Annotated in this window: 16 protein-coding genes; 11 read left to right on the top strand and 5 right to left on the bottom strand. The window is 65.5% G+C overall.

What is annotated here, in order from left to right:
• Positions 1–270 precede the first annotated feature (270 nt).
• A complete protein-coding gene (locus tag ACW4E8_RS04580; protein WP_456803425.1) occupies positions 271–1,422 on the top strand; it encodes an efflux RND transporter periplasmic adaptor subunit in 1,152 nt (383 codons plus the stop codon).
• A 29-nt stretch (positions 1,423–1,451) separates the two neighbouring features.
• Complete coding sequence (locus tag ACW4E8_RS04575; protein ID WP_456803424.1) at positions 1,452–4,613, top strand: efflux RND transporter permease subunit; 3,162 nt, start codon at positions 1,452–1,454, stop codon at positions 4,611–4,613.
• 10 nt (positions 4,614–4,623) lie between these two features.
• Here ACW4E8_RS04575 and ACW4E8_RS04570 read toward each other — a convergent pair whose 3' ends face one another.
• A complete protein-coding gene (locus tag ACW4E8_RS04570; protein ID WP_456803775.1) occupies positions 4,624–5,673 on the bottom strand; it encodes an RNA-guided endonuclease InsQ/TnpB family protein in 1,050 nt (349 codons plus the stop codon).
• An 86-nt stretch (positions 5,674–5,759) separates the two neighbouring features.
• Here ACW4E8_RS04570 and ACW4E8_RS04565 point away from each other — a divergent pair, with 86 nt between their 5' ends.
• Entirely contained in the window at positions 5,760–7,181 is a 1,422-nt protein-coding gene (locus ACW4E8_RS04565) for an AdeC/AdeK/OprM family multidrug efflux complex outer membrane factor (protein WP_456803423.1), read from the top strand.
• 41 nt (positions 7,182–7,222) lie between these two features.
• On the opposite strand, the gene ACW4E8_RS04560 is transcribed toward ACW4E8_RS04565, so the two are convergent.
• Positions 7,223–8,446 (bottom strand): GGDEF domain-containing protein, encoded by a 1,224-nt coding sequence (locus tag ACW4E8_RS04560; RefSeq protein WP_456803422.1) that lies wholly within the window; start codon positions 8,444–8,446, stop codon positions 7,223–7,225.
• A gap of 475 nt (positions 8,447–8,921) precedes the next feature.
• On the opposite strand from ACW4E8_RS04560, the gene ACW4E8_RS04555 reads away from it, so the two are divergent.
• The 4 genes from ACW4E8_RS04555 (at position 8,922) to ACW4E8_RS04540 (ending at position 15,371) form a co-directional block, all read left to right on the top strand.
• Complete coding sequence (locus tag ACW4E8_RS04555; RefSeq protein ID WP_456803421.1) at positions 8,922–11,246, top strand: molybdopterin cofactor-binding domain-containing protein; 2,325 nt, start codon at positions 8,922–8,924, stop codon at positions 11,244–11,246.
• Positions 11,215–11,679, top strand: a complete 465-nt coding sequence (locus ACW4E8_RS04550) for a (2Fe-2S)-binding protein (RefSeq protein WP_456803420.1) — start codon at positions 11,215–11,217, stop codon at positions 11,677–11,679. The genes ACW4E8_RS04555 and ACW4E8_RS04550 overlap by 32 nt, the downstream gene beginning before the upstream one ends.
• Positions 11,680–11,886: 207 nt before the next feature.
• Positions 11,887–13,770, top strand: coding sequence for a preprotein translocase subunit YajC (locus ACW4E8_RS04545; protein WP_456803419.1), 1,884 nt, complete (start codon positions 11,887–11,889; stop codon positions 13,768–13,770).
• A complete protein-coding gene (locus tag ACW4E8_RS04540; protein ID WP_456803418.1) occupies positions 13,767–15,371 on the top strand; it encodes a GMC oxidoreductase in 1,605 nt (534 codons plus the stop codon). The genes ACW4E8_RS04545 and ACW4E8_RS04540 overlap by 4 nt, the downstream gene beginning before the upstream one ends.
• A gap of 46 nt (positions 15,372–15,417) precedes the next feature.
• Here ACW4E8_RS04540 and ACW4E8_RS04535 read toward each other — a convergent pair whose 3' ends face one another.
• Together ACW4E8_RS04535 and ACW4E8_RS04530 are read right to left on the bottom strand one after the other, a co-directional pair.
• On the bottom strand, positions 15,418–16,941 hold the full coding sequence (locus tag ACW4E8_RS04535; RefSeq protein ID WP_456803417.1) for an amidase: 1,524 nt from the start codon (positions 16,939–16,941) through the stop codon (positions 15,418–15,420).
• 27 nt (positions 16,942–16,968) lie between these two features.
• Positions 16,969–17,964 carry a Bug family tripartite tricarboxylate transporter substrate binding protein gene (locus tag ACW4E8_RS04530; protein ID WP_456803416.1) on the bottom strand — a complete coding sequence of 332 codons (996 nt, stop codon included), beginning with the start codon at positions 17,962–17,964 and terminating at the stop codon, positions 16,969–16,971.
• 170 nt (positions 17,965–18,134) lie between these two features.
• Here ACW4E8_RS04530 and ACW4E8_RS04525 point away from each other — a divergent pair, with 170 nt between their 5' ends.
• The 3 genes from ACW4E8_RS04525 (at position 18,135) to ACW4E8_RS04515 (ending at position 21,400) form a co-directional block, all read left to right on the top strand.
• The gene (locus ACW4E8_RS04525) at positions 18,135–19,055 is read left to right on the top strand and encodes a LysR substrate-binding domain-containing protein (protein WP_316149488.1); all 921 of its coding nucleotides are present in this window, start codon (positions 18,135–18,137) and stop codon (positions 19,053–19,055) included.
• A 154-nt stretch (positions 19,056–19,209) separates the two neighbouring features.
• The gene (locus ACW4E8_RS04520; RefSeq protein ID WP_456803415.1) at positions 19,210–20,454 is read left to right on the top strand and encodes an NAD(P)/FAD-dependent oxidoreductase; all 1,245 of its coding nucleotides are present in this window, start codon (positions 19,210–19,212) and stop codon (positions 20,452–20,454) included.
• Between the two features lie 34 nt (positions 20,455–20,488).
• Positions 20,489–21,400, top strand: coding sequence for an ATP adenylyltransferase family protein (locus tag ACW4E8_RS04515; protein ID WP_456803414.1), 912 nt, complete (start codon positions 20,489–20,491; stop codon positions 21,398–21,400).
• A 17-nt stretch (positions 21,401–21,417) separates the two neighbouring features.
• Here ACW4E8_RS04515 and ACW4E8_RS04510 read toward each other — a convergent pair whose 3' ends face one another.
• Positions 21,418–22,713 (bottom strand): DUF3422 family protein, encoded by a 1,296-nt coding sequence (locus ACW4E8_RS04510; RefSeq protein ID WP_456803413.1) that lies wholly within the window; start codon positions 22,711–22,713, stop codon positions 21,418–21,420.
• A gap of 106 nt (positions 22,714–22,819) precedes the next feature.
• Between ACW4E8_RS04510 and ACW4E8_RS04505 the strand changes: the two genes are divergently transcribed.
• Entirely contained in the window at positions 22,820–23,680 is an 861-nt protein-coding gene (locus tag ACW4E8_RS04505; protein WP_456803412.1) for a LysR substrate-binding domain-containing protein, read from the top strand.
• The last annotated feature ends 494 nt before the right edge of the window (positions 23,681–24,174 follow it).

Below are 24,174 nucleotides of genomic sequence, written 5' to 3'. Positions count from 1 at the left end.
GTGATCGCGGAGCGCCTCGTGCCTGCGCCTTCCCGGGTTGCGCGGCTCACGTCGGATCGCGATGTAAGTTCTTGAAATATGGGTAGCCGATAATCGGCCGAACCATTTCTTCGAGTCGGGATAGACTTTCTCGGCTACGTCTTCTGCAACTGGCGCTGGCGCAACGGCGGGCATGGCCCTTGCTTGGTCCCGCTGTTCCGCTCTGGCACAGGTCAACCGGCTTGCCGGTGACATTTTGACTCGGCCTTGATTCTTACGCAGGAAATCGCAATGCAACGATCTCGCGGCTGCAGCGCCTGGGTTCCGGTCACGCTGGCCATCGCCATGTCAGTGCTTGCCGGATGCGGTGGCAAGAAAGAGGCCGCCGCCCCACCGCCACCGCAAGTGAGCGTGGTCACGCTCAAGACCGAGCAGCTGACGCTGGATACCGAGCTGCCCGGGCGCACCACGGCGTTCCGCATTGCCGAAGTCAGGCCGCAGGTGGACGGCATCATCCTGCGCCGCCTGTTCAAGGAGGGCAGCGACGTCACGCAGGGCCAGCAGCTCTACCAGATCGACCCGTCCACCTACGAGGCCACCTACAAGAGCGCCAGGGCGACGCTGGACTCCACCCGCCTGCTGGCAGAGCGGTACGGGCGTCTGGTCGGTGACGAGGCGGTCAGCAAGCAGCAGTATGACGAGGCCAGGGCAGCCTGGCTGCAGTCGCAGGCCGCGGTGGACCGCGCCGAGATCAACCTGCGCTATACCAAGGTGCTGTCGCCGATTTCCGGGCGCATCGGGCGCTCGAATGTGACGGAAGGTGCGCTGGTCACCAACGGCCAGGCTACCGCGCTGTCGGTGGTGCAGCAGCTTGACCCGATCTACGTCGACGTCACGCAGCCCTCTGCCTCCCTGCTGCGGCTGCGGCGCGAACTGGCCAATGGTGCGCTGCAAAGTGCCGGCGTCAACGCGGCCCAGGTCAGCCTGGTGCTCGAAGACGGTACCCGCTATCCCGAAACCGGCCGCCTGGAGTTCTCCGAAGTGGCCGTGGACCAGGGCACCGGCTCGGTGACGCTGCGCGCGGTGTTTCCCAACCCGCGCCATGAACTGCTGCCGGGCATGTTCGTCCATGCCCGCCTGCGTGAAGGCGTGAAGACCAATGCCCTGCTCGTGCCCCAGCAGGGCGTGACGCGCGACCTCAAGGGCCAGGCCACGGCGCTGGTGGTCAATGCCAGGGACGAGGTGGAACTGCGGCAAATCCGCACCGACCGCGCCGTTGGCGACAAGTGGCTGGTTTCCGACGGCCTCAGCGCCGGCGACCGCGTCATCGTGGAGGGCCTGCAGTTCGTGCGGCCCGGGGGGAAAGTGCGCGTAGCCCAGGCCGGGAACGGCGCAGGCGCCCCGGTGGCCGCCGCGTCCGCCCCGTCCGCGGCCAAGCCCTGAGCGCCCTGCCAGGGCGAGGGAGAGTATCGATGTCCAATTTCTTTATCGATCGGCCCATCTTCGCGTGGGTGATCGCCCTGGTCATCATGCTGGCCGGCGTGCTGTCGATCCGCGCGCTGCCCATCAGCCAGTATCCGGCCATCGCGCCGCCCACCATCGCCATTTCGGTCAACTACCCCGGCGCCTCCGCCGAGACGGTGCAGGACACCGTGGTGCAGGTGATCGAGCAGCAGCTCAACGGCCTGGACCGCCTGCGCTACATCTCCTCGGAAAGCAACGCCGACGGCAGCATGACGATCACGGTGACCTTCGAGCAGGGCACCAATCCGGATATTGCCCAGGTGCAGGTGCAGAACAAGCTGGCACTTGCGCAGCCCCTGCTGCCGCAGGAAGTGCAGCAGCAAGGCATCCGCGTGACCAAGTCGGTGCGCAACTTCCTGGTCATCGTGGGCCTGATTTCCACTGACCCCAAGGTCACGCGGGAAGACCTGTCGAACTACATCGTATCGAGTCTCCAGGACCCGCTTTCGCGCACCTACGGCGTGGGCGACTTCCAGGTGTTCGGCGCGCAGTATGCGATGCGGGTATGGATCGACCCGGCCCGGCTCAACGGCTACCAGCTCACGCCGCTGGACGTGAGCAACGCCATCAGGGCGCAGAACGTCCAGGTGGCCTCCGGCCAGCTTGGCGGCCTGCCGGCGGTGCGGGGCCAGCAACTCAATGCCAGCGTGATCGGCAAGACCCGCCTGCAGACCAGCGAGCAGTTCGGCAACATCCTGCTCAAGGTCAACCCCGACGGCTCCCAGGTGCGCCTGAAGGACGTGGCCCAGGTGGGCCTGGGCGGGCAGGATTACAACATCAATGCGCAATACAACGGCCAGGCGGCCTCGGGCATTGCCGTGCGGCTGGCCGCGGGGGCCAACGCGCTGGAAACCGTGCGCGCCATGCGCAAGACGCTGGACGGGCTGGAGCCCTTCTTCCCGCCCGGGATGAAGGTGGTTTTCCCGTATGACACCTCGCCGGTGATCTCGGGCTCCATCCACGAAGTGGTGAAGACGCTGATGGAAGCCATCGTGCTGGTGTTCCTGGTGATGTACCTGTTCCTGCAGAACGTCCGCGCCACACTGATCCCCACCATCGCCGTGCCGGTGGTGCTGCTGGGCACCTTCGGCGTGCTGGCGGCGTTTGGGTACACCATCAACACGCTGACCATGTTCGGCATGGTGCTGGCCATCGGGCTGCTGGTGGATGACGCCATCGTCGTGGTGGAGAACGTCGAACGCGTGATGGCCGAGGAAGGCCTGCCGCCCAAGGAGGCCGCGCGGCGCTCCATGGGCCAGATCCAGGGCGCGCTGGTGGGCATTGCCATGGTGCTCTCGGCGGTGTTCCTGCCGATGGCGTTCTTCGGCGGCTCGACCGGCGTGATCTACCGGCAGTTTTCCATCACCATCGTCTCGTCCATGGTGCTGTCCGTGCTGGTCGCGCTGATACTGACGCCGGCCCTGTGCGCCACCATGCTCCAGCCCATCGAAAAGGGCGATCATGGCGAGAACAAGGGCGGCTTCTTCGGCTGGTTCAACCGCATGTTCATCTCGACCACCCGGGGCTACGAGCGCAGCGTGTCGGGCATCCTGAAGCGCCGGCTGCCTTTTCTGCTGCTCTACGTGGCCATCCTGGTGGGGATGGGCTTCCTGTTCACGCGCATCCCCACATCATTCCTGCCGGAAGAAGACCAGGGCGTGCTGTATGCCCAGGTGCAGACGCCGGCAGGCGCCACGGCCGAGCGCACGCAGAAGGTGCTCGACCAGATGCGCGAATACCTGCTGAAGGAAGAGGGCGGCGTGGTGGAGTCGCTGTTCACCGTCAACGGCTTCAACTTTGCCGGCCGCGGCCAGAACTCGGGCCTGGCCTTCATCCTGCTCAAGCCATGGGAGCAGCGCAGCGGGGACAGCACCAGCGTGTTCGACCTGGCCGCGCGCGCGCAGCGCAAGTTCATGAGCTTCCGCGATTCGATGTCGTTCGCGTTCGCCCCGCCCGCGGTGCAGGAACTGGGCAATGCCATCGGCTTTGACCTCTACCTGCAGGACCAGGCCGGCATTGGTCACGTGGCGCTGATGAACGCGCGTGACAAGTTCCTGGCGCTGGCCTCGCAAAGCCCGGTGCTGCAGCGGGTGCGCCCCAATGGCCTGAATGACCAGCCGCAGTACCAGCTGGTGATCGACGATGAAAAGGCGCGCGCGCTCGGCGTTTCGCTGGCAGACATCAACAGCACGGTGTCGATCGCCTGGGGGTCCAGCTACGTCAACGACTTCATCGACCGCGGCCGGGTCAAGCGCGTCTACGTGCAGGGCCGCCCGGATTCCCGGATGAAACCTGACGATATCGACAAGTGGTTCGTGCGCAACGACAAGGGCGAGATGGTGCCGTTCTCAGCCTTCGCCGACGGCAAGTGGGCCTATGGCTCGCCCAAGCTGCAGCGTTACAACGGCGTGGCGGCGGTGCAACTGCTGGGGGAGCCCGCGCCCGGGCGCAGCTCCGGCGAGGCCATGACGGCGATCGAGGAGATCATGAAGCAGATGCCGCCGGGCGTAGGCTATGCCTGGACCGGCCTGTCCTATGAGGAACGGCTGTCGGGCTCGCAGGCGCCGGCGCTCTATGCGCTCTCGCTGCTGGTGGTGTTCCTGTGCCTGGCCGCGCTGTACGAGAGCTGGTCGATCCCGTTCTCGGTGATGCTGGTGGTGCCACTCGGCGTGATTGGCGCACTGCTCGCCACGCTGGGGCGTGGCTTGTCCAATGACGTGTTCTTCCAGGTGGGCCTGCTGACCACCATCGGCCTGTCCGCCAAGAACGCCATCCTGATCGTGGAGTTCGCCAAGAGCGAGTACGAACAGGGCAAGAGCCTGGTCGAGGCCGCCGTGGAGGCGTGCCGCTTGCGTCTGCGCCCCATCGTGATGACCTCGCTGGCCTTCATGCTCGGCGTATTTCCGCTGGCCGTGTCGACCGGCGCCGGTGCCGGCAGCCAGCACGCCATCGGCACCGGCGTGATCGGCGGCATGATCACTGCCACGGTACTGGCGATCTTCTGGGTGCCGCTGTTCTTTGTCGTCGTCACCTCCATGTTCGGGCGCAAGCGCAGGCCGGAGCCGCCGGGGCCGCATGTGGCCTCTCTGGAAAAAGAGGCGCTGGATTGACATCCTCCCCCTAAAGAGAAGGGATTCCCTCTGCAGGCGATCGATGTCCCGATCGGGCAAGGATATTTAGCGCAGCGTTCACATCGCGATCATGTACAGCACCGCATTCACTGCATACCCACTGCCTTATTCCAAGGTCTGCGATACCTTTCGGCCTCTCCGGCGGCATCGCGTCGCACGAAGAGCAGACCTGGGTAGTGAAACGTTCGTCGACTTCCTCATACCACGCGCCATGCGCAATCGCCTTGTACGCGAGCATTGTGCGGAAGGACGACCAGCCCGCATCGAGGACGGACTTCGCCATGCTGGTCCTGGCGAGGCCGGCGGCGTTCACATTTCCCACCGCGATGTAGTCAAAATCGCGCACGATGCGATGCGAGAGCTTGTGCAGGAAGTCACGCCGCCCGTTGGTGATGCGGGCGTGAAGGTTCGTCACCTGTCGCCGCTTGCGCGCACGCTGCGCTTTGGCAAGGGCTTGCTCGAGTTGGCAAAGGTGACGCGGATTCACGATTTTCTCGCCAGTGGAAAGCGTGGCAAGGTCCTTCAGACCAAGATCGAGGCCGACGCCGCGTGCCGGGGACCGGGCTTGGGTTTCGGCGACTTCAATCACGATGTTCAGGAACCAGTTGCCCCGGGCGTCGCGCGAGAAATTGGTGCCGTCCTTGATCTTGCCTTCGGGAAGGGGCCTGGAGTTGAACACGCGAAAGGTGTTGCCGGCAAAGCGGAAGGCGTCGCCCGAGCGCTTGAGATCCCGGCCCTTGAGCGGCACCCAGCCGAGGGACTTGCGGCCGCGATAGCGCAGGTACGGCCGGCGGTGCTGGCTACGCGACTTGGCGTACTGTTCGCAAACCGCGTTGATGGTGCCGGAATGGATGCGCAGTTCCTTGCTGCTGCCGGTCGTCAGCACGTTCAGATCGAAACCCGTGGGCCATTTCTTGCCCCATTTGAGCGCGTGCTTCTGCGTGTCATTGCAGAAGTTCCAGACGTAGTTCACCGCGCGGCTCTGCTGATTGAGCAGGCCGTTCAGCGACTTCACCCGGTAGCGATAGACGAGAAGCATGCCGGTCATTCTATTGGGGTTGCTTGCTGCCGGCGGCACTCTTTCACTCCCCGCCCTTAAGGGCGAGGTTTCTTGGAGTAAGTCTGATGAAGCAGACCTTGCTCTGCGCTGTCGCGATGGCCATGCTGGCCGGCTGCAGCCTGATCCCCAGGTATGAGCGGCCGGCCTCGCCGGTGGAGGCGGCCTACCCGCAGGGCCCGGCCTACCTGCCAGCCGATGCCGCCGCCGAAGCCGGCCAGGTGCCCGCGGTTGAGCTGGGCTGGCGCGAATTCTTCGCCGATGCGCGCCTGCGCCGTCTCATCGAACTGGCGCTGCAGAACAACCGTGACCTGCGCGTGGCCGCCCTCAACGTGGAGGCGTTCGGCGCACAGTACCGCATCCAGCGGGCCGACCTGTTTCCCGCCGTCGGCGTGGCCGCACAGGGCACGCGCCAGCGCATTCCCGCCGACCTGTCCCCCACCGGACAGCGGACGATCGGCAGCCAGTATGGCGTGTCGGTGGGCACCACGGCGTGGGAGATCGACCTGTTCGGCCGCCTGCGCAGTCTCAGCGAATCCGCGCTCGAACAGTATTTCGCCAGCGACGAGGCGCGCCGCAGCGCCCAGATCTCTTTGGTGGCGAGCGTTGCCAGCGCCTACCTGACCCAGCGCGCCGATGAAGCCCTGCTGCAGGTCACCCGTGAAACGCTGGCCAATTACGAGCGCAGCTATGGCCTGACCCGGCGCAGCTACGAGGAAGGGATCGCTTCCCGGCTGGACCTGCGCCAGGCGCAGACTGTCGTGGAAACCGCCCGCGCGAGTCTTGCGCGTTATACCCGGCTGGTAGCACAGGACCAGAATGCACTGGTGCTGCTGCTCGGCACCTCCCTGCCCGCGGACCTGCCGGAAGGCCTGCCGCTGGAGCAGAAGCTGTTTGCCGATGTGCCGGCCGGACTGCCCTCAGACCTGCTGCAGAACCGTCCCGACGTGCTCGCGGCCGAGCACCGGCTGCGCTCCGCCAATGCCGATATCGGCGCCGCGCGTGCGGCGTTCTTCCCCAGTATCAGCCTGACTGCATCGGCGGGCACCGCCAGCAGGCAGCTTTCCGGCCTGTTCGCGGCAGGCTCCGGCACGTGGCTGTTCCAGCCGCAGATCAACCTGCCGCTGTTTACCGCCGGCAGCCTGCGGGCCAGCCTGGACTTCGCCACCATCCAGAAGGACGTCAACGTCGCCCAGTACGAGCGTACAGTGCAGACCGCCTTCCGCGAGGTCGCCGATGGGCTGGCGGCGCGCGGCACCTACACCAGCCAGCTCCAGGCCCAGGTCCGCTTCGTGGAAGCCGCCCAGGACGCCTATGGCCTGGCCGACCGGCGCTATCGCACGGGTGTCGACAGCTACCTTGCCGTGCTGGACGCGCAGCGCTCGCTCTACAACGCGCAGCAACTGCTGATCCAGGCACGGCTCGAGCAGCTGACCAGCGAAGTCAACCTGTACAAGGCCCTGGGCGGCGGCTGGCACGACCCGGCATGAACAAGGGCTCGCCGTGGAACGCCCTGCGCGGGAAGGTTTCGCTACGCGACGACAAGAGGCATTGCTGCCTCATGCGATACATCGTGCAATACCACGCGGCCACGCCCCGTCTGCTTGGCCGCATAGAGTGCCCCATCCGCAAAGCGATACGCCGTTTCGAAATCCCGTGCCGGCGGCACTCCGCAAAGGCCGATACTCAGCGAGACAGCACTGCCGTCAGGCATCCTTATCGATTCAGCCTGGATGCGGATTCGCTCGGCCAGTTCAATGGCGTCGCTGCCCTCCACATTGCGCAGCACGATCGCAAACTCATCCCCGCCAAGGCGCCCGACCAGATCGCTCCCGCGTGTGTTGTGCCGCAGGACCTGGCCGATGCTTGCCAGCACGTTGTCGCCCTGGAGGTGACCGAACGTGTCATTGATCGCCTTGAAGTTGTCCACGTCCAATAGCAGGAAAGTCATCGCTCTGTTCGCGCTGGCTGCCTCCGCGACGGCCTTGGGGGCCTGGATCTCGAAGAACGATCGCGACATGACGCCCGTTTGCAGGTCGAAATTCGCGCGCCGTTCAATGTCCTGATTGGCCGCACGCAGGCGCTGTTCGTTGCGACTCTGGATCAGAGAGAGCACGCCGCAGGTACGCAGGAAGGCGGAGAACACCGCGGTGAACGTTTGCAGGGGGAGCCACGTATCCTGTTGCCAGGAGATCACCGTATCCATATGGCGCAGCACATAGACCATGCGGCCGAACAGCGCGGCACCGACCAGGAGGATGGCGAACAGCAGCAGTCCCTGAACCATGCGAAGTCCGGGGCCGCGCAAGCCCAGCACATAGGCCAGGAAGAGTGTCAGCTGTATCAGGAATGCGGCAGAGAACCCGATGACGCGCTGGGCGTAGGTCCATCCGTCAGTCCAGGTGACGATCCAGGCCAGGAAGATCAGCCCGGAGATGACCCAACGCAAGGCCAGCCCGGGCCAGATCGATTCGCGCCGAAACACCCGCAAGCCGGTTTCTATCGTGGGGACATTGCAGAAAATCAGCAAATTGGATCCCGCCAGGATGAGCCACGGCGGCAGTGTGCCCCATGAGAGCAGCAGCAGCGATGCGATGGAAAGCTGCAAACCATCGAAGATCCACCAGCCAAGCCCCTTGTCGGTCCGGCCAGCCCGCCAGAAGCTTGCCAGGATGCAGGCCAGCAGCCCATGGGAAGCGAAGGCAAAGAAATAGCTGGTTCTGATATCCAGGGAGAACGTTAAATCGGCATTCATGCGGGTGCCTGTGTTGCACTTGGGTGTGCTGCTGTCGAATCGGCATGCCTTTGCAAGCGACTCATGCCCCTTGCCGCAAGCCGGCGGCAGCGATTCTACGTCCGAACGCGTTCCATCTGTAACGGAAGAACCGGGCGGCATCCCGAGGCAGATTGCCTGCGATGGCCAGATGGGGTTGGCCAGGATTCGCGAAAGAATCCGGTGCATCTCCGCTAAGCGGCTGATTTGACTGGGAAAGTCGATCGATGGATGGAGTGGCGTGTCAACGCAAGGATCTGCCCGAACTCGGGCACCCGTCACGGACCAACTCGCCCTGCGCCTGCAGGGGGGCATCAGGGCGCATGGCCATGCCAGGTGTTGCGCGATAGCGCCAACCACGTGTTCGCATTCGCGCTGCCGCACTTCCCGACCTAATATAGGCCATGCCATCGGCGGCACGGGGCCTTCCTATGATGATCGATCCGCCAGTCTTGCCATGTTGACGCGCAGAGCCTTCCTGCTCGGCGGCGCGGGCGCTGCCGGTGCGCTGGTGATCGGCTGGGCCTGGCTGCCGCCGCGCCAGCGCCTGGCGGGCGGCGAGCCGCTGGCAGCGCGCGACGGGCAATTCGCGCTGAACGGCTGGGTCAAGGTGGCGTCCGACAACACCGTCACGGTTGTCATGAACAAGGCCGAGATGGGGCAGGGCGTGCATACCGGCGCGGCGATGCTGCTGGCCGAGGAGATGGAGGCTGACTGGTCGCAGATCCGCGTCGAGCCGTCGCCCGTCGACAACCTGTACAACAACATCGAGGGCGTGGTCGCCAACCTGCCGTTCCGGCCGGACGATAAGGGGTGGCCCAGGCGCGCCGCCGAATGGTTCACGCGCAAGGGCGTGCGCGAGGTGGGCCTGATGTTCACCGGCGGCTCCACCAGCATCAGGGACCTGTGGAATCCGATGCGCGAGGCCGGCGCCGCCGCGCGCATGATGCTGTGCGCGGCAGCGGCGAAGCAGTGGGACGTCAAGGCCGAAGCGTGCCGCGCGCAGGCAGGCAAGGTGGTGCATCCGTCGGGGCGCAGTGCCACCTTCGGCGAACTGGCCGCGGCAGCCGCGCGTGAGCCTTTGCCACGCAGGGTCGAACTGAAGGACCCGGCCAGCTACAGGCTCATCGGCACCCGCGCGGCGCGCCTTGATGCCCCTGCCAAGCTCCACGGCACAGCCAGTTTCGGTATCGACGTGGTGGCGGACGCGATGGTCTACGCCAGCGTGCAGATGTGTCCGACGCTGGGCGGCACGCTGCAGGGATCCCCGCCCGACGACGTAAAGAAGTTGCCCGGCGTGCTCGACCTGGTCGCGCTGCCTCCGCTCCAGGGCGGCAGCGGCGGCGTGGCGGTGATCGCCAGCGATGCGTGGATCGCCATGCAGGCCGCGGAAAAGGTCCAGTGCAAGTGGGACGAGGGGGAGGCGCGGACCCTGTCGAGCGACGGTATCCGCGACACGCTGGTGAAGGCGCTTGACGCCTCCGACCCGCGCGTCTGGTACGAGCATGGCAACGGGCGCGTCATGAAGCAGGGCAAGCCCGCCATCCAGGTCTTGTACTCGGCGCCTTATCTCGCTCACGCCGCGCTGGAGCCGGTCAACTGCACGGTACTGGTCCAGGAGGACCGCGCCATAGTGTGGGCTGCCACGCAGATGCCCGGGCTGGCTCGTCGCTGCGTGGCGAAGACGCTCAGGCTGGACACGGACCAGGTCGAACTGCGCCAGCAATCCATCGGCGGTGCCTTCGGGCGCCGGCTCGAAGTCGATTTCATCTGCCAGGCGGCCGCCATTGCCGCGAAGCGCAAGGGCGTGCCGGTGCAGACGATCTGGTCGCGCCCCGAGGACATGCGGCATGACTTCTACCGTCCGGCCAGCATGTCGCGCTTCGAGGCCTGGCTCGACAGTAGCCGCAAGGTCATCGCCGTGCGCAATATCTCGGCCAGCCAGTCAGTGCTCGAGGGCGTCGCCAAGCGCAACTTCGGCCTGCCCGACATCTTCGTGTCGCGGCTGGACAAGTCCACGGTGGAAGGCGCCTTCGACCAGGCTTATGACTGGCCGGACGTGTGGGTCGGCCACCAGACCGTGGACCTCGCCATCCCCGTGGGCTACTGGCGCTCGGTGGGGCACTCGCACCACGCCTTCTTCATGGAGAGCTTCGTCGATGAGCTGGCGGTGGCGGTCGGGCTGGACCCGCTCGACTACCGCATGAGCCTGCTCAGGGATGATCGCCAGCGCGCGGTGCTGGAGCAGGCAAGAAAGATGTCGGGCTGGGGCCAGCCCTTGCGCAAGAAGCCTGGCGTGGTGAAGGTGGGGCGCGGCGTGGCCCTGCACGAGTCGTTCGGCAGCGTGGTGGCGCAGGTCGCCGAGGTGTCGGTGGACAACGCGGGGCAGGTCCGCGTGGATCGCGTTTTCTGCGCCATCGATTGCGGCATGCCGGTCAACCCGACCCTGATCGAGCAGCAGGTCGAGGGCGGCATCGTGTTCGGGCTGTCGGCGGCGCTGTGGCAGAAGATCACGGTGGAGCGAGGCAAGGTGAAGGAGGACTACTACACCGCCTTTCCGGCCATGCGCCTGCGAGACTGCCCGGACATCCAGGTACACGTGATGCCTTCCATGCGCCCGCCACAGGGCGTGGGCGAGTCCACCACGCCGCCGATCGCGCCGGCGGTGGCGAACGCCTTGTTCCATGCGACCGGCGAGCGCTTGCGCGACCTGCCGTTGCTGAAGACCCTGCCGCCTGTCGGAGCCTGCGATGTCAGACAATCAGATCAGTGTCAACGGTAAGAGCGTCGAAATCCGCTCTGACAGCTGCACGCCGCTGTTGTGGGTGCTGCGCTGCGAGCTCAAGCTGACGGGCACCAAGTTCGGCTGCGGCGTGGGGGTGTGCGGCGCCTGCGCGGTGCATGTCAACGGCAAGATGCTGCTGTCGTGCCAGCACCAGGCGAGCGAGATGGAAGGGAAGAAGATCGTCACCATCGAAGGACTCGACGGCCCCGAGGTGAGCGCCCTGCGGGCGGCCTGGCTGAAGCACGAGGTGGTGCAGTGTGGCTACTGCCAGAGCGCGCAACTGATGGCGGCGAGCGCGCTGCTCAAGCGCACACGGAATCCGAAGGAGACGGAGATCGCCGACCAGATGAGCTGCGTGATCTGCCGGTGCGGCACGTACACGCGGATCAGGCGGGCGATTGCGGAAGCGGTGGGGATGTTGAGAGGGTGAGGGCGTAGGGGGGGCATTGGAAACGGCTGGCATCGCGCCAACATGCGCGAGTGCCCCGATCCTTGCAGACGAGCTGGAAGTCTTAGGGGGAAGGCGATGAAACATTCTGGGTCAGCACCAGAGTCGCTGTATCCGGGTGGTTCGCAAGCTGCGACCGATGCTGCCGGCTCCGCGACGATCGCTTCCGCGTCTGCTGCGACCGGGCGCGTGGAACTCTACACCCAAAGAACCATGGTGAACTGGCTGAGCCCGCTACAGCTGCCGTTCACCGCCATGCGCGTTGCCGTGGCGATGGCAATCGGCGCCTTTGCCGACCAGCGCATGGTGCAGGCGGCACTCACCACACTGAATCCGAATCCACCGCTCCCGGTGCCCGCTGACGAGCACGGCGGTGTCTGGGTCGACTATCTGGCCGACACGGGCGACGGTTGGGACTCGACATACTCCATGGCGTTGTGCGTCAGTCACGAGGTGACGCTGCGCGAGCAAGGCGTGACGCTGCCGCGGGCAAAGGTGCTGTTGCTGGGCGGCGACCAGGTGTATCCGACGCCTGCTCATGATGGCTATCGGACGCGCTTCGTCGATCCTTTCCGGGCGGCGTTCCCTGCGCCAATCGAGGCCGTGCACCCCGTATACAGCGACCAGCCGATCAAGTTGCCGGATGCGCCGTGGATGGTCGCCACGCCTGGCAATCACGACTGGTACGATGGCTTGCGTGGCTTCGCCCGCTTGTTCTGCAGCGGCAAGCCCGTGGGCGGCTGGGAGACACGCCAGCGCACCGGCTACTATGCCTTGCAGTTGCCCGGCGGCTGGTGGATCTGGGGCCTGGACCTGCAACTTGAGTCGGAAATCGACCGACCGCAGCGCGAGTACTTCCAGAAGCTGTGCACGTCGCTGCAGCCCGGTGACCGCGTCGTATTGTGCGCGCCCGAGGCGAGCTGGATTGACGAGATGGAGCGCGTGCGCCGCGGCGAGCGGCGGGCCGTGCCTTCGATCGAGGCCAAGACGCCGCGCTTTCGAAGCCTGAGCGAGATCGAGGGGATGCTGGGCGATCGGCTCGCGCTGGTGCTGGCCGGCAACTCGCACCACTACGCGCATTACGTGCCGCGAGAGGGCACGGCGGGGCCGCATCGCATCACCTGCGGAGGCGGCGGCGCATTTCTTCACGGCACGCATCTGCTGCCAGATCCACCGAGGCCTATCGTCGTGGGCCCGGCCAAACAGTGCTACGAGCTGAAGTCAGCGTATCCGGAAAAGGCGACCGCCCGGCAATTGCGCAATCGTGCGTGGCAACTGCCTGCGCGCAACCTTTCGTTCTGTGCGCTGGTGGCGATCCTGTACTTGTTGTTCGATTGGATCATTCAAAGCGCGAGCCTGGGTTCTATTCCCGGGCGCGATCAACGCAGCTTCGTGGACAGACTGGCCGACCTCGAAGTGACATTCGGGAATATCGGCGAGGTGTTTCACCAACTGTTCCGGGTCATGGCGCACAGTCCCGCGTCGGTGGTGTTCGCAGCGGCCATTGTCTTTAGCTGTGCTGCGCTGTCGACCAGGGATATCAGGCGCGGCGTCCGGCTGGCGTGCGTTGTCGGCGCGTTGCACGGGCTGCTGCACCTGGGACTGGCAGTCGCGCTGCTATGGCTCATCGTGCGCCTCAACTTCCAGGTCTTTGGCGCGGACAATGCGCCCCCCATCTTGCTGTTCGTGGTCGAGGCCATGCTGCTGGGCGGCGCCCTCGGCGGCCTGCTGTTTGGCGTCTGGATGGTGTTGGGCAATGCCCTGTGGCGTCTGCACCCCGAGGAGGTGTTCTCCTCCCAGCGCATCGCCGATTACAAGTGCTTCCTGCGAATGCGGTTCGAGGGTGGGCAATTGACAATCTACCCGCTCAAGCTGGAGAAGGTTTGCCGCCATTGGCAGCTGGGCGAGGGCGTCGCGCGCCTGGCGAAGGTCAACAGCACCTGGCGCGTGCGCGCCCAGCCCGGCGCGGCCGGCCCCCGCTTCGTGCCGGCAGACGGCCAGGTATCGCCGCCGGAGGCGGTGCGGATGATTGAGGAGAAGCCAATCATCATCCAACGACAGGGAGCGTCATGATGAGCCATGCGCTGGCCTACGATGTCGTCGTCATCGGCAGCGGCTTCGGTGGTGCGGTCTCGGCGTGCCGGCTCGCGCAGGCCGGCCGCAAAGTGCTGGTGCTGGAGCGCGGCCGGCGCTGGAGCCCCGCGACTTACCCGCGCGACGAGAGTGATCCCTGGCTGTGGAACCAGGAGCGCGCCAATCGCTTCAATGGCTGGGCCGATATCCGGACATTCTCTGACGTATGGGTCATCGCCGGGGCCGGAGTCGGCGGCGGCTCGCTGATCTACGCCAACGTTTCCGTGGAAGCCAGGCCGGAAGCCTTTGAGCAGGGCTGGCCGAAAGAGGTTACCTATGCCGACCTGCAGGCCCACTACGAGGAGGTCGGGCGCATGCTCGCAGTGAGCGAAGTGCCGGATAACCAGTTGAGCGAGCGGACCCGGCTGTTGCGCGAGGGGGCGGAAGCCTGCGGATGGGGCGGGCGTTTCCGTAAATTGCCGCTGGCGGTGACATTTTCCGAGCATTGGGACCCCACACGGCAAGACGCCCGCGATGACCGTCATTCGGAGAGATTCCTGAACCAGCACGGCAGATGGCAGGGCACTTGTGTCCATTGCGGCAACTGCGACGTGGGGTGCCAGGTATCGGCCAGGAATACGCTGGACCTGAATTACCTGGCGGTGGCTGAAGACAATGGCGCCGAGATTCTTCCGTTGCACCTGGTAGACAGGATCGAGCCGCTGCAGCAGGGCTGGCGGGTCTGCTTCAGGAAGATCGACCCGGAAAACGAAACGACGAGCCCTGGCACAGTCACGGCCGCCAGGGTGATACTGGCCGCCGGCTCCATCGGCAGCACCGAGCTACTGCTGCGCTGTCGGGATGAGCATCGCACGCTGCCCGGTCTTTCACCCAGGTTGGGATTTGGCTGGGCCCACAATGGCGACTTCGTGACGCCAGCCTTCTATGGCAACAGGACGATCTCTCCTTCTCATGGCGTGACCATCTCCGCCGCGATCGACCTGCTGGACCACGGCGGTCCGAACGGACAGGCGCTCTTCGTCGAGGACGGCGGCATCCCGAACCTCGCAGGCAACTTTATTCGACGTCATATGAAGAGAACGCGTTCCCGCAAGCTGCGCGCGGTGTGGAAGGACGTCGGAGGACTGTTTGACGACGGCGATCCGGTCGAGCGGATGATGCCCTGGTTCGGGCAAGGCGTGGACCCTGGCGATGGCCAGCTGAGGCTGGGCCGCAGGTGGTACGCACCGTGGCGTCGGGTGCTGCGGCTCGACTGGTCGTATCAGGCATCGGTGGCCGTCATCGAGGCCATGATTGCAGCGCATACGCAGCTCTCGGAAGCGACCGGCGGGGATCCGTGGGTACCGCTCACCTGGCGGCGGTGGCACAACCTGATCACACCGCACCCGCTGGGAGGCTGCAACATGGGAACCTCCGCCGCGGACGGTGTCGTCGATGCATGGGGCCGGGTATTTGGCTACAAGGGACTCTATGTCATGGACGGTGCGATCGTCCCGCGGCCGCTCGGCCTGAACCCTTCGCGCACCATCGCGGCGCTCGCGGAGCGTAACGTGGCGATGCTCTTGCGCGAGCAAGATTGACGCGGGGGCCGCGACGCTCGCATTCCTGTGTCTTCAGCCCCTTTGCCTATACCGCAGAAACGCCGCCCGATTGCTGCGCCGTGCCAGAGGCCGGCGGCGCGGTGACAATCGAGCGCAGCGACGGGTTGGCGGGCCTGAGGGCGGCGAGGTCGGGCACGGGGCGGCGCAACGCTGGCAGCATGGCAAACGCAGCTTCCATCGCCTGGGCCGCACCCAGCGTCTCCAGGTCGCCCCGGAAGCGGCCGGTCACCTGCAGCCCGAACGGCATGCCGGCCTCGTCCGTGCCGCACGGCAGGGAAATGGCAGGGTGCGTGGTCAGTGTCACGACATAGGTCAAGGCCAGCCAGCGGTAATAATTTTCCTGTTTTTCGCCATTGATGGTGTCCGCGAACAGCCTGGTCCATGCGAAGGGCGACACCGGCGTGGTTGGCGACAGGATCAAGTCGTATTCCTGGTAGGCCCGCTGGAAGCGCTGCAGGATACGGTTCTGCTCGGCCTGCGCCCACGCGCTGTCGGCCAGTGACATCTTCGCGCCGAGCTCGTAGTTGGCGCGGGTATTGGGGCCGAGACTGGCGGGGTCGCGCTGGTAGGCGTCATGCAAGCCGGCGACAAAGCTTTCGGCGCGCAGGATATCGAAGCAGCGGTGCACGTCGCCAAGCTCGAAGCGGACCTCATCGCATTGCCGGAACAGGTGGCGCATTTCTGCGATCCTGGCGCGGAACACGCGGCGGACACCGTCGTCGACCGCGCAGCTGCCGAAGTCTTCGGTCCAGCCGACCCGCAAGCTCGACAGGTCCACCGGTGCCGGCGACAGATACGCTGCGGCGTCCACCGCGTAGCTCAAGGGATCGGTCACCGACACCCCGGCCGAAGCCGCCAGCTGCAGGCAGGTATCGGCAACGGTGCGTCCCATCGGCCCGACCACCGAGATCGGCGTCCAGCCCAGCAGTTTGCGCGAGTTGGGGACGATGCCCGGCGAGGGCCGGAATCCGACCACGCCGCACTTGGCCGCGGGAATGCGCAGCGAGCCACCGGTGTCCGACCCGGTGCAGACCGGCAGGAAGTCCGCGGCCAGCGCCGCGGCCGAGCCGCCGGAGGACCCGCCCGCATTGAGGTTCGGGTTGAAAGGATTGCCGGTCGCGCCCCAGACCGCGTTGCGCGAGTTCGCGCCGGCGCCCATTTCGGGAATATTGGTCTTGCCCACCACGATGGCACCGGCCGCCCGCAGCCGTTTCACCAGCACGTTGTCGTCGGTCGGCACGTGGTTGCGGAACAGCGGCGAGCCATAGGTGGTCAGCAGGCCCTCGGTGGCCTCCAGGTCCTTGACCCCTAGCGGCAGCCCGTGCAGCAGGCCGAGTGGTTCGCCCCGCAGCATGGCCTGTTCGGCGGCGCGCGCTTCCTTGCGGGCGCGCTCGAAGCAGGTTGCCGTGATGGCATTGATCAGCGGGTTATAGGTCTCGATGCGCGCGATGCACGCCTCCAGCAGTTCTACCGGCGAGATTTCCCTGGTGCCGATCAGTCGTCGGAGTTCGACCGCCGAGGCCGAGGTCAGTCTGTCTTGCGTGGTCATGGAACAGGTGTCTCCGGGGCCTTGCTGTCAGTCAAGCTTGATTTGGGCGCGTTGCGCGATGGCACGCATCTGCGGGATTTCCTTGTCGATCATGGCCGCGACCTGCTTGCCGGGCGCGTAGAAGGGCTCGATGCCGTTCTCCGCCAGCTGGCTGCGCGTTGCCGGATCGGCAATGGTGTCTGCCAGTGCCTTTTCCAGCCTGGCCCGGACCTCCGCTGGCAGGCCGCGAGGCGCGACCAGCGCGATCCAGGTACTGGTGTCCATGCCCGGATAGCCGCTTTCGGCGACGGTCGGCACATTCGGCAGCAGCGACGAGCGCTTCGCCGTAGTGACCGCAATGGCCTTGATCTTGCCAGACTTGAGCTGTGGAATGGCCGCAGCCACCGTATCCACGCTGAAGGGGATCTGGCCACCCATCAGGTCGGTCATCGCCGGCGCGCTGCCCTTATAGGGCACATGCAGCAGTTTGGTGCCGGTGAGGTTCAGCAGCTCTTCGCCGGCAAAGTGGGCAGTGGTGCCGGCGCCGAACGAGCCGTAGGAATACTTGCCCGGGTCTGCCTTGACCGCGGCGACGAACTCCTTGAGGTTGTTCACCGGCACGTCGCGGTTTGCCAAAAGGATCAAGCCGGTCGACCCGATCATGCCGATGGGCTCGAAGTTCTTCTGAGGGTCGTAGGGCAGCTTTGCGTAGACCGCCGGATTGACCGTGAACGTGGTGCCGGACGTGGCCATCAGCGTGTAGCCGTCCGGTGCCGCTTTGGCCACGTAGCTCGCCGCGACAATGGTGCCGGCCCCGGGCCGGTTCTCAACCACCACGGTCTGGCCAAGACGCTCGCCGAGTTTGCGGGCGATGGTGCGGCCGACGATGTCTGTGGCACCGCCTGGCGGAAACGGCAGGACCAGCTGGATCGGCTTGGATGGATAGCCACCCTGCGCAGTGGCAGGGGCGGGCGCCAGCGCGGTTCCGGCAGCCACGCTGCAGGCCGTGAGGAGGAACAAGGTGCGGTGGGCGGGGGATCGCATGTTGATGCTCCGGCAGGGTAGGTATCGCGCAGCGCAGTAGGGTGGGGGCACCGCGTGATCTCATCGTACGATCAATCCGGCGTGACATCGTCGCAATGTTTCGAAAGCTTGATTGCCGAAAAGGCAATCCATAAAATGAATCTGACCTTTGCTTCGCTTTCGCCCCGACCATGTCGTATCGCATCCTGCAGGAAACCGCCGTCCGCTACTTCCTTGAGGTCGTACGCACCGGCTCGGTCAAGGACGCCGCCCTCAAGCTGAACGTGGCGCCATCGGCGGTCAGCCGGCAGATCGCCAAGCTGGAGAGCGAGCTGGACACACTGCTGTTCGACCGGCGCGCGCGCGGCCTGGTACCCAATGCGGCGGGGGAGATGCTGGCGGCGCACGCCAAGCGCGCCCAGCAAGAGATCGATCGCGTCACGGGCGACATCCAGGCGCTGCGTGGCTTGCGCGTGGGGCAGGTTCACCTGGCAAGCGTCGAGGGCATCGCGCACGATTTCCTTCCGGCTCTGGCCGCCAGTTTCCGGGAGATTTACGGTGGCATCCGCTTCGACCTGGACGTGTGCCCGCAAGGTGACATTGCCAGGCGCATTCGCGACGGCGAGGCGGATATCGGCGTCACGCTGAGCGGCCTCCCCGAACTCGATATCGAGGTGGAACTGCGCCACCCGGCGCCGGTGCTCGCGGTCATGGCGCCGGACCATCCGCTGGCGGGCCAGCGCCAGATCTCGCTGTCGCAGGTCATCGGCTATCCGCTCGCGCTGCCGCCCAAGGACAGCTCACTGCGGCAGTTGCTGGACACCAGTTGCAGCCGCCAGGGGCTCAGCTACCAGACCGTTTTTTCGAGCAATCACCTGGACTCGCTGGTCGGATTCGCTGCGGCGGGGGCCGGTATCATCACTTTCTATGGGGAGCTTTCGGTCCGGCGGCGGTTGAAGGAAGGGTCCATTGTCGCGGTGCCGCTGCGCGACCGGGAAATGAACGAGCGCTATATCGAGATCCAGACGCTGGCCCGGCGCAACCTCCCGCCCGCGGGGCGCGCGTTCGTGCAGCACCTGGCCGATGCCATCACGCGTATAGGCGACCCATGATTGCCGGATTGGCAACCATGGATTCCAATAATTGATTGCGATGGATATTCCGCCCGGACGCGCCGGCATTGCAGAATCAGGGCATCAGCATCCATTGCCTGACTCCCCATGACCCGGACCGCAAACCTGCCGTCCTCCAGGATCCGCATCTGCCATGGCTTCTAAAGACATCCTGGTACTTGGTGCCGGCATGGTCGGCGTCTGCACGGCGCTGGCCTTGCGCCAGCGCGGCCATGCGGTCGTGCTGGTCGACCGGCAGGCGCCCGGCAGGGAAACATCCTATGGCAACGCCGGCATCATCCAGCGCGAAGCGGTGCAGCCCTACGCCTTCCCGCGCGAGTGGATGGCGGTCCTTCGCGTCATCACCCGCCAGGGCAACGATGTCCACTATCACCCCGCGGCACTCGCCAGCCTGCTGCCCGCGCTGGCGCGCTACTGGCGTGAATCGGCGCCTGACCGGTACGCGGCCACCGTCACGGCATACAGTGCCCTGATCCGGCACTGCCTGACCGAGCACGAGCGGCTGATCGCGCTGGCCGGCGCACAGGACCTTGTGCGCAGATCGGGATGGCTGCAGGCGTATCGCAGCGCTGCGCCGTTCGACCAGGCGGCGCGCGCTGCGACGGAAGTCGCGCAGCGGCACGGACTCGATTGCCGGATTCTCGACCAGGCCGGGCTGATCGCTACCGAGCCTGCGTATTGCGGGCCGGTGGCCGGCGCTATTCACTGGCGAGATCCCTGGACCATCGTCGATCCCGGCGAGCTGGTAAGCCGCTACGCGGCGCTGTTCAGCAAGGAGGGCGGAATCTTTAGCCGCGGTGATGCCGCAACGCTGAAACAGACGGAAGGCGGCTGGACCGTGGAGACGGAAGATGGCCCGGTCAAAGCTGCCGAGGCCGTGATTGCACTTGGGCCGTGGGCAACCACCCTTACCAGACCGCTTGGCTATCGTTTCCCGCTATTCGTCAAGCGGGGATACCATCGCCACTACGCCGCTGAGCCGATGCCGTCCATGCCGCTGCTTGATGTCGAGAACGGCTATATGCTGGCGCCGATGCAGCGCGGCCTGCGCCTGACAACGGGGGCCGAGTTCGCGCACCACGATGCCACGCCGACCCCCATCCAGCTGCAGAATGCCGAGCGCCACGCCCGCGAGCTGGTGCGCCTCGGTGCGCCAGTCGAAGACACGCCCTGGCTCGGCGCCCGGCCATGTGTCGCTGACATGCGGCCGATCGTCGGCAGGGCACCGCGCCATCGTGGCCTCTGGTTCAACTTTGGACATGGCCACCAGGGCTTCACGCTCGGCCCCGTCACGGCCCGGCTGCTTGCCGAACTGATGGACGGTGAGCAACCGTGTGTCGATGCCCGCCCGTATGATCCGATCCGCTTCGGCGCGTGAGACGGCTATGCTGAAAGGGGAGTGAAAGCGGATCATGCACCCTCGACACCTTCAGCCCGGCACGCTGTGGCCGGCAATCACGCAGCGGACGGCGCACGCCCTGCAGAGCGGGGCGTTGTGCCCGATCGAAACCGCCCAGGCGGCAATTGAGGACGGCGGCGTGCGGTTCCTGGTCCGCCAGGTGTCCAGCCTGGCGCGCAAGGACAAGGCACGCGGGACGAGCAGTGCCGGGGGCAATCCATTCCTGCCCTATGACCCGGAACTGTTTGTTGCGGATATCTCCGACACCCATGTGGCCTTGCTCAACAAGTTCAATGTCATCGAGCATCATCTGCTCATCGTCACCCGGCGCTTCGAACCGCAGGAATGCCTGCTGACCGTGGCTGACTTTGAAGCGCTGCTGGCTTGCATGGCGGAATTCCCGAGCCTGGGCTTCTATAACGGCGGGGCAGTCGCGGGAGCGAGCCAGGGCCACAAACATCTGCAGATCGTGCCGTTGCCGCTCGCCGAGGGTGGCCCGGCGCTGCCGATCGGCCCCTTGCTGCCGTCGGCGCGGATCGCCGGCGCCATCGGCGCCGTTCCCGGCCTGGCATTCGCGCATGCGTTCGCGCCGCTGGATCTGTTTGCGGCGCCCGTCGAAGAGGTGGCGCGCACGGCGTGCGAGCGCTACCGCGCGCTGCTTGATGCGGTTGGGGTGCGGGCGGTCGATGTCGAGGGCGGGCTGCACCAGTCGGCGCCGTACAACCTGCTGGTCATGTCCGCAGGGCTGTTGCTGGTGCCGAGATCCGGGGAGTGCGTGGAAGGCATATCGGTCAATGCCCTGGCGTTCGCCGGTTCGCTTTTTGTCCGGGATGCGGCGCAGATGCGGACCATTGAGGGCCTTGGCCCGATGCGTCTCCTGCGGCGAGCGGCGGCAGCCGCGGGGCAGGGCGGGGCAGCCGGCTAGCGGCCGCTGACGTGACCCTACGCAGCCTGATTCGCAGCCGGCTGCCGCGCTGCCGCTTTTTGCCCGGCATGCTTGCTGCGCCGGGTTGCACGCAGCACCAGCAGCACCACTGGCAGGATCAACACGCCCTTGATCAGTTCCGGGTCCAGTGGGAGATGCACCGCATGCAGCGCCTTGAGCCCCGTACCCGCCAGCGACAGTACGTAGTAGGAAATGGCCGCGACCGACAGGCCTTCGACCGCGTGCTGCAGCCGCAGCTGGCTGCGCGCGGTCTGGTCCATGCCTTCGAGCAGGCGCGTGGTGTCCTGCTCCTGCGCGAGGTTGACGCGCGTGCGCAGCAGGTCGAGCGCGCGCGCCACGCGGCCGGCAAACTGCTCGTGCCGCGCCCAGACCGACCTGCACGTCTCCATGGCAGGCGCGAAGCGGCGCTCCATGAATTCGGCGATGGTCGGTATGCCTTCGATGCGCTCTTCACGCAATTCCTGGATGCGCGCCAGCACCAGCTTCTCGTAGGCGCGCGACGCGCTGAAGCGGTTGCCGGATTCCGCCAGTGCCTCGATGCGGACCGCCAGGTGCGTCAGCCGCTCCAGCAACTCGGCATCGTGGCGGCCGCCCTGGCTCGTGTCCATGCTGCGCATCAGCGGCGCGAGCGAGCGCTGCAGGTTGTCCACGCTGCGGCCCAGGTCACGCGCCACCGGCAAGGCCAGCAGCGCCACCATCCGGTAGGTCTCGATTTCATACAACCGCTGCAGCAGCCGTCCGCCTTGCACTTCGCGGAAGCCGTTGTCGATGACCAGGAAGCGCGAAAAGCCGTCGGGCGGGATGGTCCAGTCGCAGAACACCTCACCGCCGCCCAGAACGTGGCTGCCCGCCAGGATGGGGCCGTCGATCCATTGCCTCACGTTGTCGCGGGCATGGGCCGCGGCCTCGCCCGAGACCAGTTCCATGCGCAGCGCCACCAGGCGTTTGCCGGCGAAGCTGTCGAACCAGTCGGCTGGGATATGGGAGGTGGCCAGGTCGGAGAAGTAGTCCGCGTCACCACGCCGCGCCACGAACGTGAAGGTGGAGAACTCGGTGTGCCGCTCCCACTTCAGCTGCTTGTCATCGCCCCATCGTCCTGAATAGTGGGTCACGCCGTCGGCCGGGTCTTCCAGCCCGGTCAGCCGGCACAAGGAGGCCAGCAAGGCATGGTGGACGGCGGTATCGCCGTCGGCATAGATGGCGAAGTGCGTCAGCGAGGCGGAGCCGCCGATACGCAGGAAGGGGCGGGCATGCAGTTCGCGCGCAAGGCTGTCGCGCAAGGGGTGGTCCATGATCGGCTGTGGCATAGGTCGTCAACGTTTTGGCCAGTATGCCCGAGGGCCAATGATTAAGAAAAACGCGTAATATTGATCTGTTGCTTCAGTTTTTCTGATACCAATGAAAGCGCTTGACCTCGATGTGCTGGCCATGATGGTGGCGGTTGCCGATACCGGCAATATTTCCCGTGCCGCGGAACTCGTGCACCGGTCGCAGTCGGCGGTCAGCATGCAGATCAAGGCGCTCGAACAGGCTTTGGGCAAGCCACTGTTTGTGCGCAAGCCGAGAAACGTGGTGCTGACCCTGGAAGGCGAAGTACTGCTGGGCTTCGCGCGCCGCATGCTGGCCCTGCGCGACGAGGCCTGGGCGGCCGTGGTCCGCCCCGACGTGACCGGGCGCGTGGTGCTCGGCATGCCGGACGACTATGCCTCATCCCTGCTGCCCGCGATCCTGAAGAAGTTCTCGGCGACCTACCCCAAGGTCGAGATCCAGGTCATTGGCTTGCCGAGCGTGGCCCTGGCGCCCATGGTCAAGGACGGATCAGTCGACCTGGTCTGTGCAACGCGAGTGAAGGGGTTGTCCGGGGAGTTCATCCGGCTGGAACCGATGGTGTGGGCCGCCTCGCCGGCGGCGCACGAAATCTGGAACGAGCGGCCGCTGCCCATTGCCGTGTTCCAGTCGGGCAGCGTCGCCCGCGACATTGCGATCCGCAGCCTGGAGCAGGCCAGGATCGCCTATCGCATGTCCTATGAAAGTCCCAGCCTGCTCGGCCTGCTCAGCATGGTCGAAGCGGGACTGGCGGTGGCGCCGCTCGCGCGATGTGCCGTTCCGGCCCGTTTCACCATCCTTGGCCAGGCCCAGGGGCTGCCCGAGCTAGCCGGGCTGGAGCTGGTGCTGGCGCGCAGCGCAAAGTCGAAGCGGCCGCCTTGTGACTTCCTCGCTGAACAGATCCTGTCCGAGTTGCAGCGCTGGCAAGCGTAATGAGGTGTTCGCCCTCGTCGACAGGGCCCCCCGCAGGTCGTGGGTCGGCGTGGCCAAGTGACAAAAGAGGCTCTTTCAAGTTCTTTTCAAAAACGCTTGCAAGGTAGGCATCCAGCCATTAATATTCGCTCCCTCGTTCGCAAGGCACCGCGCAACGGGGGTGGGAAAAGACTTGCAAGGATTAACTCGATTCGAAAGAGTGTGCCTTCCAGAATAAAGAATTTCTCGAAAATGATTGATTAATCGCAGAAACTTCTTTATAGTCTCGTTTCTCCGCTGCAAACAAAACGCAGCAACGCAAACGGCAAAGCCGGATGCGGCCCGAAAGGGCGGGTTCTTTAACAACCAAACAACCGATAAGTGTGGGCGCTTGATAACGGATGCGGAAGACTTCGGTCTTCTAGCTTCACAAGTTATACAGTGCTCGCACAGCAAAACGTGACTGGATCTTCGGATCTGGTCAGTCAGTTTTCTGAGAGTGAGCGACCGCTCGA

This window comes from Cupriavidus sp. CP313 (genome assembly GCF_054072015.1).
This window is presented reverse-complemented; position numbering and strand designations above follow the sequence as displayed.